General features: G+C 69.7%; 14 protein-coding genes, 2 tRNA genes and 1 pseudogene. 10 read left to right on the top strand and 7 right to left on the bottom strand.

The features are described 5' to 3' along the window. Positions 1-109 precede the first annotated feature (109 nt). Positions 110-1804, top strand: coding sequence for a DoxX family membrane protein (locus ACWCV9_RS29215; protein WP_450790973.1), 1695 nt, complete (start codon positions 110-112; stop codon positions 1802-1804). A 633-nt stretch (positions 1805-2437) separates the two neighbouring features. Here ACWCV9_RS29215 and ACWCV9_RS29220 read toward each other — a convergent pair. The 3 genes from ACWCV9_RS29220 to ACWCV9_RS29230 form a co-directional block, all read right to left on the bottom strand. Then, entirely contained in the window at positions 2438-3169 is a 732-nt protein-coding gene (locus ACWCV9_RS29220; RefSeq protein WP_450790975.1) for a nucleotidyltransferase family protein, read from the bottom strand. Positions 3170-3266: 97 nt separating this feature from the next. Then, positions 3267-3740, bottom strand: coding sequence for a hypothetical protein (locus tag ACWCV9_RS29225; protein ID WP_450790977.1), 474 nt, complete (start codon positions 3738-3740; stop codon positions 3267-3269). A gap of 209 nt (positions 3741-3949) precedes the next feature. After that, positions 3950-5086, bottom strand: a complete 1137-nt coding sequence (locus ACWCV9_RS29230) for an ABC transporter ATP-binding protein (RefSeq protein ID WP_450790978.1) — start codon at positions 5084-5086, stop codon at positions 3950-3952. Between the two features lie 215 nt (positions 5087-5301). Between ACWCV9_RS29230 and ACWCV9_RS29235 the strand changes: the two genes are divergently transcribed. Further along, positions 5302-5375 (top strand) — tRNA-Thr (locus ACWCV9_RS29235). Positions 5376-5456: 81 nt separating this feature from the next. Here the strand turns inward: ACWCV9_RS29235 and ACWCV9_RS29240 are convergent. After that, a pseudogene (locus tag ACWCV9_RS29240) lies at positions 5457-5678 on the bottom strand (tyrosine-type recombinase/integrase); the annotation flags it as partial. Here ACWCV9_RS29240 and ACWCV9_RS29245 point away from each other — a divergent pair. Together ACWCV9_RS29245 and ACWCV9_RS29250 are read left to right on the top strand one after the other, a co-directional pair. After that, the gene (locus tag ACWCV9_RS29245; RefSeq protein WP_450790980.1) at positions 5634-6068 is read left to right on the top strand and encodes an ATP-binding protein; all 435 of its coding nucleotides are present in this window, start codon (positions 5634-5636) and stop codon (positions 6066-6068) included. The pseudogene ACWCV9_RS29240 and the gene ACWCV9_RS29245 sit on opposite strands and share 45 nt — an antisense overlap. Continuing rightward, entirely contained in the window at positions 6062-6445 is a 384-nt protein-coding gene (locus ACWCV9_RS29250; protein WP_450790981.1) for a hypothetical protein, read from the top strand. Before ACWCV9_RS29245 ends, ACWCV9_RS29250 begins: the two co-directional genes overlap by 7 nt. Before the next feature lie 450 nt (positions 6446-6895). On the opposite strand, the gene ACWCV9_RS29255 is transcribed toward ACWCV9_RS29250, so the two are convergent. Together ACWCV9_RS29255 and ACWCV9_RS29260 are read right to left on the bottom strand one after the other, a co-directional pair. Beyond that, on the bottom strand, positions 6896-8011 hold the full coding sequence (locus ACWCV9_RS29255; RefSeq protein ID WP_450790983.1) for a hypothetical protein: 1116 nt from the start codon (positions 8009-8011) through the stop codon (positions 6896-6898). A gap of 124 nt (positions 8012-8135) precedes the next feature. Continuing rightward, on the bottom strand, positions 8136-8717 hold the full coding sequence (locus ACWCV9_RS29260; protein ID WP_450790985.1) for a DUF4365 domain-containing protein: 582 nt from the start codon (positions 8715-8717) through the stop codon (positions 8136-8138). 450 nt (positions 8718-9167) lie between these two features. On the opposite strand from ACWCV9_RS29260, the gene ACWCV9_RS29265 reads away from it, so the two are divergent. From ACWCV9_RS29265 to ACWCV9_RS29280, 4 genes are all read left to right on the top strand, one after another. After that, positions 9168-9836, top strand: coding sequence for a DUF4145 domain-containing protein (locus ACWCV9_RS29265; protein WP_450791102.1), 669 nt, complete (start codon positions 9168-9170; stop codon positions 9834-9836). 227 nt (positions 9837-10063) lie between these two features. Beyond that, the gene (locus ACWCV9_RS29270; RefSeq protein ID WP_450790987.1) at positions 10064-10483 is read left to right on the top strand and encodes a hypothetical protein; all 420 of its coding nucleotides are present in this window, start codon (positions 10064-10066) and stop codon (positions 10481-10483) included. Continuing rightward, on the top strand, positions 10480-13026 hold the full coding sequence (fxsT, locus tag ACWCV9_RS29275) for an FxSxx-COOH system tetratricopeptide repeat protein (protein WP_450790989.1): 2547 nt from the start codon (positions 10480-10482) through the stop codon (positions 13024-13026). Before ACWCV9_RS29270 ends, fxsT begins: the two co-directional genes overlap by 4 nt. 162 nt (positions 13027-13188) lie before the next feature. Further along, a tRNA-Ser gene (locus ACWCV9_RS29280) sits at positions 13189-13252 on the top strand. 31 nt (positions 13253-13283) lie between these two features. Here the strand turns inward: ACWCV9_RS29280 and ACWCV9_RS29285 are convergent. Beyond that, positions 13284-14219, bottom strand: coding sequence for an aminoglycoside phosphotransferase family protein (locus tag ACWCV9_RS29285; RefSeq protein WP_450790991.1), 936 nt, complete (start codon positions 14217-14219; stop codon positions 13284-13286). On the opposite strand from ACWCV9_RS29285, the gene ACWCV9_RS29290 reads away from it, so the two are divergent. Beyond that, complete coding sequence (locus ACWCV9_RS29290) at positions 14209-14862, top strand: rhomboid-like protein (RefSeq protein ID WP_450790993.1); 654 nt, start codon at positions 14209-14211, stop codon at positions 14860-14862. The two genes, ACWCV9_RS29285 and ACWCV9_RS29290, sit on opposite strands and share 11 nt — an antisense overlap. Positions 14863-14871: 9 nt before the next feature. Beyond that, positions 14872-16299 carry an NAD(P)/FAD-dependent oxidoreductase gene (locus ACWCV9_RS29295; protein WP_450790995.1) on the top strand — a complete coding sequence of 476 codons (1428 nt, stop codon included), beginning with the start codon at positions 14872-14874 and terminating at the stop codon, positions 16297-16299. Positions 16300-16327 lie beyond the last annotated feature (28 nt).

The raw sequence follows: 16327 nt of genomic DNA on the forward strand, positions 1-16327 counted from the left end.
CCTGTGCGGGGTAATTCCGGTGTCCATGGGGTGTTCGACGGTGCTTTGACGGGGTCCGGACACATCCGGGCGGTCAAAGCAGTGTCCTAACTCCACGTCACTCGGTTAGATGAGTGTGGACACCAGAACACCCCGCACACCCACGGGGGACCGCTCGTCGGGATTCCGCTCCGGATTCGCTTCCGGGCCCGATGACGCTCCCGCGCTGAGCATGGTGAAGGTGCCGAGCGATCCGGCGCAGACCATCGTCAATCACGCCAGCTTCCGCGTGCAGCTGGGCGGATCGGCGAAGCGGCCCCAATCCCCGCGGATCGCCCGGCATCTGAGCGCCGCCCAGAACACCGCCCGGACGCCCGTCGTCGGTACGGCGGGCGTGGCGGGCGCCGGCGGCCGCCGCCGTCCCGTCGTGTGGAGCGGCAAGTCCGCCCCGGACGACACCGGCGCGCACCGGCTCCTCCAGGCGGTGCGGGGCAGCAGCGTCCGCCACGCCGAGGACGCCGAGCCGGGCGCCACCCAGGTCATCCCGCGCGTCCCGGCCGGGTACGCCGACACCTACGACGCGCTCGACCAGACCGTCGAGACCCCTGTCGTAGGCCACCAGCGCACCCCCGCGGACGCCGAGGGCACCCGCCTGCTGCCGCACATGCGCACGGTGACCAGCGCCTACGACGAGCCTGCGGGCGCAGGCACGGACGCCGCGGACGACGGCTACGCGGACGACGGCTACGCGGACGCCGAGTACGCGGCCGACGGATACGACGACTACGCCGACCCGCGTCCCCTCCGCCGCCAGAGCGACGACCCGGCCCGGCACGCGTACTACCCCGGCCGCCGGATGAACCTCGGCGTCGTCCTGCTCCCGCTGCGCATCTTCCTCGGCTTCATCTCCATCTACGCCGGCATGGGCAAGCTGTGCGACCCCGTCTACTTCGACGGCGGCAAGCGCGGCTCCATGGTCAAGTGGCTCAACACCCTGCACCCCTGGGACGTCGCCGAACCGCTGCGCCAGGCCGCCCTGCACCACCCGGTCGGCGCCGGACTGCTCATCGCCTTCCTCCAGGTGGTCGTCGGCGTCCTGACCGTCCTCGGCTGCTGGCAGCGGGTGGCCGCGGTCGTCGGCGCCCTGCTCTCCGCCGCGCTGATCGTGACGGTCAGCTGGAAGACGGTCCCCGCGTACGACGCCCCCGACATCATCTATCTCGCCGCCTGGTCCCCGCTGATCATCGCCGGTGCCCCGGTCTACTCGGTGGACGGCCGGCTCGCGGCGGGCGCCTGGCGGCGGCTCGGCCCGCGCGCCGACATCTGGGAGCTGCGCCGCTTCGTGCTGCGCCGCGGCGCCCTCATCACCGCGATCACCGTCGGCCTCACCCTGCTGGTCGGCTCGCTGCTCGGCGGCGCCGTCCGCGACTCCAGCCGTGTCGTGGTCCCCGGCCCCGGCGAGGCCCCCCGCAACAACCTCCCCGGCTCCCCGCTCCCGCAGCGGCCCGGCCAGCGGCACAGCAAGGCCCCGACGGCCACCCCCACGGTCGGCGCCACGGCCGGCGCCAGCCCCTCCGGCGCGGCGACGACCCCGGGCGCGACGCACACCACGGGCGGTACGACCGTCACGCCCAGCCAGACCCAGGGCACCACCGGCCAGATCCCGCCCCGCCGGTCCGCCCCGACCGGCGGCGCCCCGGCCACCACGGCGGGCCCGACCAGCACGGGCGGCACCAGCACCACCGGCTCGACCACGGGCGGCCCCACCTCCGGCGGCGCCTCCTCCTCCGGCCAACCCGGCCTGGTAGGCGGCCTCCTGGGCTGACCACCCCCCACCCAAAGGGCCCCCGCACCGACTCAGGTACGGGGGCCCTTCCAACGCCCGGGACTGCGCGCCCGGCCCCCGGGCGGCCACTGCCCGGGGTGGCAGGCTTCTTGGCACCCCGGGCGATATGGCGACGAGTGGGCGCACGTCGGCGGCCGGCCACCGCCGCCCGGGCCGCAGGCGCGCCCCCGGCGGCGGTACGGGTGGCGACAGCACCAGAGGTACGACGCCGGGTGCCCCCGCGCCACCGGCCCGGGCCGTAGCCCTGGGCGGCCGATGGCGGTAGAGGGCCGCCCTTCCAGCGACGGGGACCGTGTGCCCCGGGGCCGCCGAGCTCGGTTGATTCCGGCACTGTGCGGCTACCGCCGGGGCGGCAGGCTCCTTGGCACCGGGCGGCGTCCCCGCTGTCCGCCGTGCGGCGGCAGCGCCTCCGATACATGGCGACGGGTGGGCCCATGGCGGCGGCCGGCCACCGGGCCCCGGGCCGCAGCGGCGCCCCCAGCGGCAGTACCTCGCGCCCCCGTGCGGCCGCGGCACGCAGCACCTTCGCTGGAAGTTCCCGAGTTGCAGCAGAGGCCCCCCGGGGAAGGGGGCCTGGGCGGTGTGTGTGGGGGAGTGGCGGGTCGTAGGGGGCTAGCGGCCCAGGGAGGCCAGTTCCTTTGCCGCTTCCGACAGGTCCTTCGCCGTGTCGATGGCGCGCCAGTAGGAGCCCTGCGGGATGGTGAAGCCGGCCAGTTTCAGCTCTCGGGCCAGGCCGGGGAAGGTGGTCCGTTCGTGGTCGCCCCGCTCGGGCAGCAGACCGGCGAACTCGGGGGAGAAGACGTACACGCCCGCGTTGATCTCGAACGTCGACTGCGGGGCCTCGATGAAGTCGGTGATGCGACCGAACCCGTCGGTCTGCACCGCCCCCCACGGAATCCGCGGACGCGCCAGCGCGAGCGTCGCGACGGCGTCCCGCTCGGTGTGGAAGTCGGCCATGTCCCGCAGCGAGAACCGGGTCCAGATGTCGCCGTTGGTGGCGTACCACGGCCGGTCGGGGTGCGGCAGATGCGCCGCGGCGTACTTGAGACCGCCGCCGCGGCCGAGCGGCTCCGTCTCCACGACCGTGCGGACGGAGAGGGGGAGGTCGGCCGAGTCCAGCCATTTCTGGAGGACGTCGGCGAGGTGGCCGCAGGAGACCACCACGTCCGTCACGCCTTCCTCGGCGAGCCAGGCGAGCTGGTGCCCGATGATCGGAGTGCCCGTGCCGGGGATCTCGACCATCGGCTTGGGCCGGTCGTCGGTGTACGGACGCAGCCGGGAGCCCTGGCCCCCGGCCAGGATCACGGCTTGGGTGGGGCGCGACGCGGCGTTCGGATGGGTCATGACCGCACTGTACGTCGCGCCCCGCTCGGCCCGGCCGGTGGCGGTGCCTCCTTAAGGAGCCGTTAACCGACTTCCCAACCAGGTCTTGGCCGGGGCCTCAGCTGTGCGCGGCGAGCACGCCGGAGGCGAAGGCGGTGTCGCACACCGGGCGGGCGTACGACTGGGCGCGGGTGGCGCCGTAGATGTGCACGGCGGCCCGGCCGAGGGCGCGGGCGATGGTGGAGCAGTGCCGGGCCAGCGCGGGGTGCCCGTTGACGGCCTGCTGGAGGTGGGTCAGCACGACCCCCGGGTTCTCGTCCTGGAGCTCGTCCATCAGCTTGTCGCGGAGGACGTCCTCGGGGGCGCGGGAGACCGGCCCGGAGTGCACCTCCCGCGGGAGGACCTCCGTCGAGGAGATGTCGGTGGCGGTGAGCACCGAGCTGGCGGGGCTTCCCGTCCAGTTGACCCGGGTGACCGCGAGGGTCCCGGAGAGCACCAGGACGACGGGCAGGACGAGGGCGAGGGTGCGGCCGACCCGGCGGGCAGGGCCCCGGTGGCTGCGTCGCGTCTGTGTGGTGGTGGAGTGCTTCACGCGTGTGAGGGTAGCGCCCGGTAATGATTTGGCGACATTTAGTCACCCCTTCGGGGGAAGAACTCGCGCCTCTTTCTGGGTATGGGGTTGACGCGGGCCGTCCGAAATGATCGCTGTGCCGGGGTATATCTCCGCGCCGCGGCGCACGAAAGGGGTCCCGCGGTGCTCCGCGGGGCCCCTTGTCGTCAACTTCGTGCGAAAACCGCTGCTCAGTCGGAGAGTCGCTCGCCCGTGGACGTCGAGAACACGTGGGTCTCACCCGGCCGCGGTACGACGTGCAGGGTGGCGCCCTTCTCCGGCACCTGGCGGCCGTTGACACGGACGACCAGGTCCTTGACCTCGCCGCCGACCTCGGCGGTGCCGTAGACGTAGCCGTCGGCGCCCAGCTCCTCGACCACGTTCACCGAGACGGCGAGGCCGGCCGGGGCGTCGGCGCTGTCCTTGGAGAGGGACGCGGCCGTGCCGCCGTCCAGCTCGACCACGTCGAAGTGCTCGGGGCGGACGCCGACCGTGACGGTGCGGTCGCCCTTGTCCGCGGCGGCCGACAGGGCCTCCCGGCTGACCGGCACCACGCTGTTGCCGAACTTCACGCCGCCGTCGGTGATCGGCACCTCGACCAGGTTCATGGCCGGGGAGCCGATGAAGCCGGCGACGAAGAGGTTGGCCGGGCGGTCGTACATGTTGCGGGGCGAGTCGACCTGCTGGAGCAGACCGTCCTTCAGCACGGCCACCCGGTCGCCCATCGTCATGGCCTCGACCTGGTCGTGGGTGACGTAGACGGTGGTGATGCCGAGCCGGCGCTGGAGGGACGCGATCTGCGTACGGGTGGAGACGCGGAGCTTGGCGTCCAGGTTGGACAGCGGCTCGTCCATGAGGAAGACCTGCGGCTCGCGGACGATCGCGCGGCCCATGGCGACACGCTGGCGCTGACCACCGGAGAGGGCCTTCGGCTTGCGGTCCAGGTACTCGGTGAGGTCGAGGATCTTCGCGGCCTCCTCGACCTTCTGCCGGATCTCCGCCTTGTTGACGCCGGCGATCTTGAGCGCGAAGCCCATGTTGTCGGCGACCGTCATGTGCGGGTACAGGGCGTAGTTCTGGAACACCATGGCGATGTCCCGGTCCTTGGGCGGCAGGTGCGTGACGTCGCGGTCACCGATGCGGATGGCGCCGCCGTTGACGTCCTCGAGCCCCGCGAGCATCCGGAGCGAGGTGGACTTGCCGCAGCCCGACGGGCCGACCAGGACGAGGAACTCGCCGTCCTCGATCGCGATGTCGAGACCGTCGACGGCGGGCTTGGTGGAACCCGGGTAGATCCGGGTCGCCTTGTCGAACGTGACAGTGGCCATGGTGAATGGGCCCCCTTCTACCGGCAGGAACGTGCCGGACGATCCGTTGTAGGAAGGTGGTTGGTGTAGTCCACGCGAGTGAACCGGTCAGGACGCTACCTGGGGTTCACGCGCTCTGTCAGTACCTCGTCCCCTGTGAACTTCGCGGAAATTTTCGACAGGGCGGCCATGTGACGTGGGTACACTGCACAGGCACACACCCCCGGGGTGTGCACGCCTCCTTAGCTCAGCTGGTCAGAGCGCCGCTCTTGTAAAGCGAAGGTCGTCGGTTCGAATCCGACAGGGGGCTCTCATCCTGAGCAGCACAAACGCCCCGGCCGATGATCGGTCCGGGGCGTTCGACATCCACGGGTGACATCAACGGGGGCGGTCACTCACGGTCGACACGGCGCCTGAGCAGGCGGTCCATGTGGCTGATGGCCTCGCGCTGCGTCTCCGAGGTCACGTGCGTGTAGACGTCCATGGTGATGCTGATCTGGCTGTGCCCCAGGATCTCCATCACGACGCGGGGCGCGACACCGGCCGCGGTGAGGAGCGTGGCGCAGCCGTGCCGGGCGTCGTGCAGACGGATGCGCCGAAGGCCGGCGGCGTCGGATTCCCGGAAGAAGTGAGCCGGGCCCGCCGCTGGACCCGGGACATCCTGCGGGACTCCCCCCTGGCGGAGGACGCCGAGCTGATCGTCAGCGAGCTGAGCGCGAACGCGATCCTCCACACCGCCAGCGGCCGGCAGCACGGCAGCTTCCACCTGGCCGTCGCGGTCTCCGCTCAGGTGGTCGCGGTCTCGGTCACGGACGACGGCGGTACGGCCACGGTCCCGAAGGTCGAGGACCAGCTGCACCAGGTCGAGGCCGCCGAGCACGGGCGGGGTCTCGGCATGGTCAGCGCGATCGCGCACCGGGTCCTCGTCCACGACAGCGAGCAGGGCTGCACGGTGACGGCGGAGCTGTACGCGGATGCCCGGCGGGGAGGTCACCCGTGCTGAGCTACCCCCTCCGCCGCGGCTTCTGGTGCGAGTGCTGGACGGAAGACCTCACCCAGGAGCAGGGGCCGGTCCTCCATGCATCCTTCGACGCCTACTCGGCACTACAGGCCGACCGATGGGTCGCGGTCGCGCTCCGCACCATCTCGCCGGCCTTGGACTCGGATGCTTCGGACGAGGCGTGGGAGTGGCTCTACGAGGACCGCATCGAGACCCGACGAGCCTTGCTGCGCGCCGAGTCGTGCACAGTGTCAGTGACCCACGCCCAGACCCGCATCACCTGGACGATACGACCGGTGCTCTTCCTGCCACTCACACACAGGCAGGTGGCCGAACTGCCAGCGTGCGCGTACGACTTCAAGCCCCGCCCGACAGACTGAGTTACAACTTTCTCTACTGGTTCAAGGCGGCTCGCTCCGCTCCCCGCGCGCGGCCCGGCCCCCGGCCGGGCCTGCGCTCCTGTCTCCGCCCCACTCCAGCCCGGCCGGCGCCCGTGCCGCGCGCATAGCAGCGAGCCGAAGACCACAAGGCGAGTGCCACCAGGAGCGGCTACGGTCAGAACGATGCCTCCGGCGGGGGATCGGCCGGCACCGGGATGGAGGGGGCGCCGTCGCCGACTGCGGGTCCGTTGTGGCGTGCGTGGGGAGCTCCCATCCCGTACGCCATCGACCCAGGCAGAGCCGAGCAGACGCGGCCCCTGGCGTCCAGGTCGTTCGTACAGTGGCGCGCTCCACCTGGACGCCAGGAACCACGCCTGCTCCACGGTGTGTGGGTCGACGGCGTACGGGATGGGAGCTGGGGAAGGCGGTGGGCTCCCGCCCACAGCGATCTCAATGTTCGGAGGGGGACTCCTGCGCCTCATCTGCGAACAGGGAAATCTGTCCGCGCATCACCGGAGACCGAGAAGGGCGCGCGTAGTCAGAGATGGGACCAAGCGTTCGCAGAACGGTCGCGTCATATAGCCAGCTGAGATTCCCTTCCTTTTCTAGTCGGCCGCTTACCTGCAACGCCAAGTCTTCCTCATGCGCCCTGACCGCCTCATGATATTCCTCTTCATCCGAGAGTCGGACGCGGACCTTTTTTGCTGGTCCCGATGCGAGCGCCTCGATACCAAAGACACCAGGACTTCCAGCCTGCTTCTTGGCAAGCAGGTGCACTCGTCCGATCATCGCCGTAACTCGGGAGGAGTCATCTGACGCTAGTTTCATAGCTGCTTTATTTAGTGGAAGTACATCCGAACCTTGCAGCTCAAATCGAGAATCCAGGTCAACAGGAGCGGGCATGGTGGGATCCCACTCCACGCTAATATCTGCACCGTCCGAATTCTCGGCAATTCCAAGAAGGGCATTTGTCATCTCGTACGAAATGCCATGAACGACGCCCGCTTCGAAACCAGAGAGCGACCCGCTCGAACGATAGTGGTCGAGTGCTTCAATGGTGGCCTGCACTGCGCGGACGACGGCTTGACTGACATCCCGAACACTCGCAAGTCCCAGTTCGGGTAGTGCGATCGACGGTGCTACCGCAGAGGTCGACAGCGGGACGCCAGCATTGGGGGGCGCGTAAGCAGTGATAATGTAACTGCCTGGCGCACTTTGCCCCATCAGGATCTGATCAAGGTATCGATAAGCGAAGCGGCCATGCCTGTTCACGAAATGGCGGTCAGGACCCATGTAAGACTTGGCACCAGCCAACAACGTCCTGCGAGCCGACTCAACAAGGCGTTCTCCACTCCTCCACTCGATGAAACCGCTAGGCGCAGACGACTCCTTCCGAAATTTGAATTCGTCAGACGCTTCGGCAATAAGTCTCGGATAGAGCGATCGCAACCAAAAGTCGCGATCCTGTGACAGTTGCAGCAGAGCGAGCCGCATCGTCTCCGAGAATTCTGGCGCCTCTACATCGAGTGGGAGCATGAGGCTGAATTCTGTCCAGTCGTCGCTCACCTTTGGGGGAAGATATCGCGAGTAGATTCCCCTCCTACCGCCGACGCGCTTCCAGCCAGCGTCTTCCAGTAGGGCTCCCAATTTTTCCGGGTCCACTCGCGCAGGGAGCGTTACGCTCGACATGTCAGTCATTTAGCGATTCACCCCTGTCGATCTTGTCCAGAATGGTTGCGAGGGCGTGAGCGTCTACTCGATTTCTGGTGGGGATGCGGACCGTAGGCTTCTTGATCGAAGAGTCGGCATGGACGCCCTCCAGTGATACCCAAAAACAAGATCGCCTAGTCCAGAGGCCATCATGTGTAACCTCGGTCCAGTCCGCTTGCCGTGTCGGCGCAGTCATAACGATCAGGATCGCTTTGGGGTACTTCCGGGCCTTCACCAAGTGATCGAAATACTGGCGCTTGGTGAACTGGTAGCTGAAGAACTCACGGGAGGGGTCGGGGACGATCTGCGTGGTGCACTTGAGCTGGGCGAGCACTGCGGACTCTTCGTCCATGTGGTCCCGAGGCGGCCTGATCAACCGAACATCGTAGCCGTACACATCGACGGGAACGATCTCAACGGCGAGGCCGGCCGTGGCTGCTACCGACTTGATGTAGCCCTGCTGAAGCTGCTCCATCATCTGCGTGACGTGACGGCTGTCGACGGCTTCGATGTGGCTGGCCCGCGGCTTCCGCCCGTCCGCAGGTTCGATTGCCCTCACCACCAGGCAGCGCCCCTCCCCCTACGTGGAGGGACCAGGCTAGATCATGGGAGGGCTCCGTAGGTCGGGTTGCCTGATAGTCATGTCTCGAACGGTAGCGCTAGGCACTGACATCGGTCACGTGGCTTGCGACCGCCGCAATGCGGATGGGCGGTCATCAGTCAGTGACCTCGACCGCAGGGGCGCCTCCGCGCTGCCACGGAGGCGGGGCGGTAGGGCTCCGCCGAAAGCACGGTTGAGCACCGCACTCAGCGCTCTCGGGCGGGCGCTGCCAAGGGTTCTTCAGCAGCTGTTAGGCCAAACCCACGGTTGGTGGGGATGCGGTTCCGCTAGTTTCGGGGCGTGACTCTTGAGCTGCCGCATCCGACGGCACCGGTCGTCGTCCATTGCCCTGAGTGCGATAAGCCAGTGATAGCCGGTGCCGCTGGGCGCGTGCTGGAGCCGGATACAGACATGTGGGGGCCCGGCGATCTCGTGACCCTCGCCCAGTGCAGTGAGTGTGGAAGGGCTCTAGTCGTTACTCAAGGTGACGATCTAGAAGGGCGCTGGTCCGATCCCGTACGGGTCTACCCACCTACGGGGGATCAGCTCAGTTTCAGCGTTCCGAGCAAGCTGCGAGACGAGTGTGAAGAGGCCCGCCGCTGCTTCACCGCCAAGGCCTTCACTGCTACGGCTGTCATGGTCCGACGGGTCCTCGAAGGTCTCTGCCTCGACCAAGGAGCGACTGCGAAGCCTCTGATAAACGCGCTTAAACAGCTCTCGGCCGAGGGAAAGCTCGACGGTCGCTTGCTTGAGTGGGCACAGGAGTTGCGAGGCCTCGGTAACCACGGAGCGCACCACACCGGCATGCCGGTGCAGAAGCAGGATGCGCATGATGCCCTGCTGCTCACAGAAGCGATCTTGAACTACGTATACGCCCTCCCGATGCAGTTCGACGCATTCCGGCGGCGCAGGGCGGGTGAGCCCCCGTTGCTCCTGCCACCCCTCGGGGGCATCCCGGTGCAGCAAGCTCCGCCGGCCGCAGCGACGGTCCCCGGCGATGGGCCAGCGCCCGCACCACAAGCGCACCAGATAGAGCGGGAAGCAGCGGGGAACCACGGTGAAAGCGGTCAGACCCGATGAAGCGGCTCTACGGCCATCCGCCGAGGTCAGCGTCCGAACCGGCCTCGAATGATCTCAGCTTCCCAAGCTGAGGGCGAGCCCTGCCTAGGGCATCGGTCACCCCGGTCGAGGTTCTCTCAGCTGGTCGGCGGTGGAACCGCTCGGGGTGGCTTGGGCGTTTGGGCTGTGTGAGTGGGGGGTGTGTTCCTAGGCTGGGTCACCTGTAGCCATGAAGTCTGGGGGGTCAAGTGAGCGCTGAGGTTGTGCAGTTGGTGGAGCAGGCGGGGCCGTATCTGTCGACTGCGGTGAGCGCGTACGGGGTGGCGGTGTTCTCCCGGGCGGAGAGCGCGGCGGTGGATGCCACGGCGAATCTGGGGCGGCGGATGCTGCAAGCGGTGTGGCGTCGGCGTGGCGAGCAGGGCCGGGCGGAGCTGGAGGCCGCGGTCCAGGACGCGGCCGAAGCGCCGGATGATGCAGACGCGGCAGCCGCTGTGCGCCAGCAGATCAAGCGTGCGCTGCGTGAGGATCCCAAGTTGCTGGCCGAGCTGGCCCGTATGCTGCCCGCTTCCGGCGAGACGGTGAACGTGACGGCGTCGGGGGAGCGGTCGATTGCCGCGAAGAGCATCACCACGGCCGTCACCGGGGACAACACGACGATCCGGCCATGACGGATGTGTCCGGGGGCGGCGGTCCGCAGGCGACGGGTCCGCGATCCGTGGCGGTGGGCGGTGGCGTCGGTGTGGCAATCACCGGGGACGGCGCCCAAGTGGTGATGTTGCCGGCCGAGGCGGTGCGCTGGGCCAGGGAGATTGAGGCACCGCCGGGGGCCGGGAATCTGCCCGGGTCCGCGTCCGGGGTGTTCGTCGGACGCCAGGACGAGCTGGCCGAGTTGCGCCGGCTGCTGGCCGCCGAGGGGGAGGCTGCGGTCACCCAGGTCTCCGGGACGCGAGCGATTCATGGGCTGGGCGGGATCGGCAAGAGCACGCTCGCCCTGCACTACGCCCACACCTTCCGGCGCACGTACACGCTGGTGTGGTGGATCAACGCCGCGAGCACCGAGCAGATCGTCACCAGCCTGGCCGCCCTCGCCGTGCGGCTGTGCCCACAGTGGGCCGCCACCGCAGGGGCGCAGGAGCGGGCGGCGTGGGCGATCCTGTGGCTGCAATGGCATCCCGGCTGGCTACTCGTGTTCGACAACGTCGAAGACCCCGCCGACCTGCGCCACTACCTCGGCACGCTCCCGGACGGGCATCACCTGGCCACCAGCCGAACCGCGACCGGCTGGCACACCATCGCCCCCACCATGCCCCTTGGCCTGCTCGACGCCGAGACGGCCGTGGACCTGCTGTGCACCCTCACCCTCGGGCCAGAGCACACCCCCACATCACAGCAGCGCCAGGACGCCGCCGCCCTTGCCGCTGAGCTCGGCTACCTGCCGCTGGCACTGGAACAGGCCGGCGCCTACCTCTTCGAGACCGGCACCTCGCTGGCCGACTACCGGCAGATGCTGGGGCAGGTCATGGACACGGCTGCGGGCGGGATCGATCCCGAGCGCACCATTGCTCGGATCTGGCGCCACACCCTGACCGCCATCGAACGCCGCGACCCGCAGGCCGTCATGCTCCTCGGCGCCATGGCCTGGCTGGCACCCGAGGGCATCCCCCGCGCCCTGCTCGCCCCGCTCTTCCCCGGCCCGCTCGCCCTCGGCGAGGCCCTGGGCGCTCTGCATGCGTACAACATGATCGCCTACAGCGCCGACCGCCAGGACGTCAGCGTCCACCGTCTGGTGCAGACCGTCCTGCGGCACCGACCCGCCACCGACCCCGGCGGCTACCCACCCGGTCGGCGAGACGCCGAACACCTCATCCAGCAGGCCCTGCCCGACGAGGACACCGACACCTCACGGTGGGAGCGGCTTCTTCCCCACGTCGTTGCCGTAGCCGATTCCACACCACCCGCCAGCCCGGCATCGACCGAAACGGCGGGCGCCTATCATTCCGCGGCTCAATACCTGTACCGCCAAGGGCGCGACGCCCACACTATCCTCCTGCGCACCGCCGCCGCGGCCCAGTGGGAGCAGGTCCTGGGCGACGCCCACCCTCACAGCCTGGCCAGCCGCAACAACCTCGCGGGCGCCTATGAGTCGGCGGGGGACCTGGGACGGGCCATCCCGCTGTACGAGGCCACCCTCGCCCAGTGCGAGCAGGTCCTGGGCGGCACCCACCCCGATACCCTGACCAGCCGCAACAACCTCGCCCACGCCTACGAATCAGCGGGGGACCTGGGCCGGGCCATCCCCCTGTTCGAGACTACCCTCGCCCAGTGCGAGCAGGTCCTGGGCGGCACCCACCCCGACACCCTGGCCAGCCGCAACAACCTCGCCGGCGCCTATGAGTCGGCGGGGGACCTGGAGCGGGCCATCCCGCTGTACGAGGCCACCCTCACCCAGCGCGAGCAGGTCTTAGGCGACACCCACCCCGACACCCTGACCAGCCGCAACAACCTCGCCTACGCCTACGAATCAGCGGGGGACCTGGGCCGGGCCATCCCGCTGTACGAGGCCACCCTCACCCAGCGCGAGCAGGTCCTGGGCGACACCCACCCCGACACCCTGGCCAGCCGCAACAACCTCGCCGGCGCCTATGAGTCGGCGGGGGACCTGGAGCGGGCCATCCCGCTGTACGAGGCCACCCTCACCCAGCGCGAGCAGGTCCTGGGCGACACCCACCCCGACACCTTGACCAGCCGCAACAACCTCGCCTACGCCTATGAGTCGGCGGGGGACCTGGGCCGGGCCATCCCGCTGTACGAGGCCACCCTCACCCAGCGCGAGCAGGTCCTGGGCGACACCCACCCCGACACCCTGGCCAGCCGCAACAACCTCGCCCACGCCCACCAGGCAGCCGGGGATCTGGGGCGGGCCATCCGCCTGTACGAGGCCACCCTCGCCCAGTGCGAGCAGGTCTTAGGCGACACCCACCCCCAGACCCTGGCCAGCCGCAACAACCTCGCCAGCGCCTACCAGGCAGCCGGGGATCTGGGGCGGGCCATCCCCCTGTATGAGACCACCCTCACCCAGTGCGAGCAGGTCTTAGGCGACACCCACCCCCAGACCCTGGCCAGCCGCAACAACCTCGCCAGCGCCTACAGAGCTGCCCAGGCTGTGCAGCGGAGAAGTACAGCAACCTCAGCAATTAACCGTGGCCAATGACGCCTTCTAAGGGCCGAACGGTGGCCCCTATAACCTTCGTTAACCGATCTCTGTAGAGCTACGGATCAGAACGCGCCTGACATCCACGGCTGACATCAACGACGCTGGACTGGCGTGTACACCAGCGACTCTGTCCGACCGTCCACCCAGTCGCCGACCGCTGCCGAAGCGGGCCCGAATCGAACTTGTAAAGCGAAGGTCGTCGGTTCGAATCCGACAGGGGGCTCTGGAACAGAAATGCCGTGCGCTTTCGGCATTCAGCAGAGCCGCGCGCGGCGGAGTTCGCGGGCGATCTCCAGGTGCCCGTCCTCGATCGGGTGACCCTCCTCGAGGTTCCACAGGGCGTTGCGCAGGAAGCGGGCGAGGGTCCAGGCACGGGCCCGCGCCCGGTCCAGGGCGAGGGCGTCGCTCAGCGCGTCGAAGCGCCAGCGGGTCTCGGCCGGGTCGAAGCGGTTGGCCAGGGCGGGCCACAGTTCGAAGCCGGGGTCGCCGGCGAGGGGCTTGGGGTCGATGGCGAGCCAGTCGGCGCGGTCGGCGCCGAGGACGTTGCCGTAGTGCAGGTCCCAGTGCAGCAGCCGGTCACCGGGTTCGCCGGCGACCTCGCGCACGGCCGCGGCGCAGTCGGCGATCAGGCGGCGGGTCTCGGGGTCGGGGATGCGGGGGAGGGCCGACCGGGTGCGGTCCGGCAGGGGCGCGGTCAGGTCGCCGAGTCGGCGCAGGCCGGGCGGGGCCGGGACGGAGCTGAGGCGGGCCAGGAGGCTGCCGACGACCCGGGCGGCCTCGCGGGAGTCGGGCAGCCGGGCGAGCGTGCGCGTGGGGTCCAGTCGCTCCAGGAGCAGGGTGTGGGTGTCCGGGTCGTGGTCGAGGAGCCGTACGGCCCCGGCGCCGTTCCAGGTGCGCAGCGCGGTCGGTTCGCCCGCGTTCTCGTCGTCCCGCAGGTGGAGTTTGAGGACGGCGTCGGTGCCGTCGGCGCGGGTGACGGGGAGGACCAGGGCGGAGACGCCGCTCATCGCGGGGCCGGCGAGGTGGAGGTGCCAGCGGGTCAGGAAGGTGGCCGCGAGGTCCGGCAGGGCCGCCAGGAAGGCCCGGCCCGCCGTGCCGTTGTACTTCTCCTGTGCTTCGGCCAGCTCGACCGGGATGTCGATCACGGGGCGGACGATACCGGCGTGCGTGAATCGGGGGATGGGAATCATCCGGGGCCTGAGCCGAGTGCGGGGGTATGTCCGCAGTGCTCCCGGGACCTATGTGTGGCTGGCGATCCTGTTCGTGACGACGTTCGCCCTGCACCGCATGTCGCCGGAGTTCGAGGAGCTGTTCCTGCGTCACCGGTCGACCAACATCCATGAGCTGTCCCGCAACCCCGTGCGGGTGCTGGTGGCGAGCGCGATGTGGATCGACAGCGGGCGCTGGGTGCCGTACGCCTTCCTGTACACGGTGTTCCACGCGCCTGCCGAGCGCTGGCTGGGGACGGCCCGCTGGCTCGCGGTGTGCGCGCTCGCCCATGTGCTGGCCTCACTGATCAGCGAGGGCGCGCTGCTGGTCGCGATCCAGGAGGGGCTCGCCCCGCGCTCGGCGGTGGACACCCTGGACATCGGGGTCAGTTACGCGCTGGCCGGGGTCATCGCGGTGCTCGGCTACCGGCTCGCGGTGCCCTGGCGGTACCCGTATCTGCTGGTGGTGCTGGTCGTCTTCGGGCTGCCGCTGACCGAGGGGCCGACCTTCACCGACTTCGGCCACTTCCTGGCCGCACTGATCGGTCTGGGCTGTTATCCGCTGGTCAGAGGGCGCGGAAAAACATGGAATCCGAAGGAGACACTGGCCGGTCCGAGGGGTTAGCGTCCGGCCATGAGCAGCTCGGCGAGCAGGGGCGTGGGCGGGGTCATGGGCGGTGTCGTCAACGGTGGGATCTCCTTCTGGTACGCGGACGACGGTCTGCCCGCCGTGCGGGAGCCGTTGTCCGGGGACGCGTCGGCCGACGTCGTCATCGTGGGCGGCGGATACACCGGCCTGTGGACCGCGTACTACCTGAAGCGGGCCGCGCCCTTCCTGCGGATCACCGTGCTGGAGCAGAAGTTCTGCGGGTACGGCGCCGCCGGGCGCAACGGCGGCTGGCTGTACAACGGGATCGCGGGCCGCGACCGGTACGCCGTGCTGCACGGCCACGATGCCGCCGTACGGCTGCAAAAGGCGATGAACGACACCGTCGCCGAGGTGATCACGGTCGCCGGAGCGGAGGGCATTGACGCCGACATCCACCGGGGCGGGGTACTGGAGGTGGCGACGACCCCGGCGCAGCTGGCCCGGCTGAAGGCGTTCCACGAGCACGAGCTGTCGTACGGCGAGAAGGACCGGGAGCTGTACGGCGCCCGGGAGACGGCCGAGCGGATCCGGGTCGCGGACGCGGTGGGTGCCAGCTGGACCCCGCACGGCGCCCGGCTGCACCCGGTGAAGCTGGTGAAGGGGCTCGCGGCGGCGGTGGAGCGGCTCGGCGTGGTCATCCACGAGTCGACGCCGGTGACGGAGATCCGGCCGAAGCACGCGGTCACCCCCTACGGCACGGTCCGCGCCCCGTACGTGCTGCGCTGCACCGAGGGCTTCACCGCCTCCCTGAAGGGCCAGCGGCGGACCTGGCTGCCGATGAACTCCTCGATGATCGCCACCGAGCCGCTGACCGAGGAGCAGTGGGCGTCCATCGGCTGGGCGGGCGCGGAGACGCTGGGCGACATGGCGCACGCGTACATGTACGCGCAGCGCACGGCCGACGGGCGGATCGCGCTGGGCGGGCGCGGGGTGCCGTACCGCTTCGGATCGCGCACCGACAACGACGGCCGTACCCAGGAGGCGACGATCGAGGCGCTCCAGGAGATCCTCACCCGCTTCTTCCCCTCGCTGGCCGGGGTGCGGGTGGAGCACGCCTGGTCGGGCGTGCTCGGGGTGCCGCGCGACTGGTGCGCGACCGTCACCCTGGACCGGAGCACGGGCCTGGGCTGGGCGGGCGGTTACGTCGGTTCCGGCGTCGCCACCGCCAACCTGGCCGCGCGCACGCTGCGCGACCTGGTGCTGCGGGACTCCGGGCAGGGCGGCCGGACCGAGCTGACGGATCTGCCGTGGGTCAGCCACCGGGTGCGCAAGTGGGAGCCGGAGCCGCTGCGCTGGCTCGGCGTGCAGGCGATGTACGCCACCTACCGCGCCGCCGACCAGCGCGAACGCCTGCGCCCCGGGACGGGGTCGTCCCGCCTGGCGAAGGTGGCGGACCGGGTGGCCGGGAGGTAGGCGGGAGGGCGGTAGGCGAGCGGGCGGT

The organism is Streptomyces sp. NPDC001606 (assembly GCF_053596835.1).

What these genes read in the sequence shown, in the direction of transcription:
- ACWCV9_RS29265 (WP_450791102.1), top strand. Translation starts at nt 9,168, where the DNA reads ATGTGGGGGCCCGGCGATCTCGTGACCCTCGCCCAGTGCAGTGAGTGT.
- ACWCV9_RS29295 (WP_450790995.1), top strand. Translation starts at nt 14,872, where the DNA reads ATGAGCAGCTCGGCGAGCAGGGGCGTGGGCGGGGTCATGGGCGGTGTC.
- fxsT (WP_450790989.1), top strand. Translation starts at nt 10,480, where the DNA reads ATGACGGATGTGTCCGGGGGCGGCGGTCCGCAGGCGACGGGTCCGCGA.
- ACWCV9_RS29220 (WP_450790975.1), bottom strand. Translation starts at nt 3,169, where the DNA reads ATGACCCATCCGAACGCCGCGTCGCGCCCCACCCAAGCCGTGATCCTG.
- ACWCV9_RS29230 (WP_450790978.1), bottom strand. Translation starts at nt 5,086, where the DNA reads ATGGCCACTGTCACGTTCGACAAGGCGACCCGGATCTACCCGGGTTCC.
- ACWCV9_RS29285 (WP_450790991.1), bottom strand. Translation starts at nt 14,219, where the DNA reads ATGATTCCCATCCCCCGATTCACGCACGCCGGTATCGTCCGCCCCGTG.
- ACWCV9_RS29290 (WP_450790993.1), top strand. Translation starts at nt 14,209, where the DNA reads ATGGGAATCATCCGGGGCCTGAGCCGAGTGCGGGGGTATGTCCGCAGT.
- ACWCV9_RS29215 (WP_450790973.1), top strand. Translation starts at nt 110, where the DNA reads ATGAGTGTGGACACCAGAACACCCCGCACACCCACGGGGGACCGCTCG.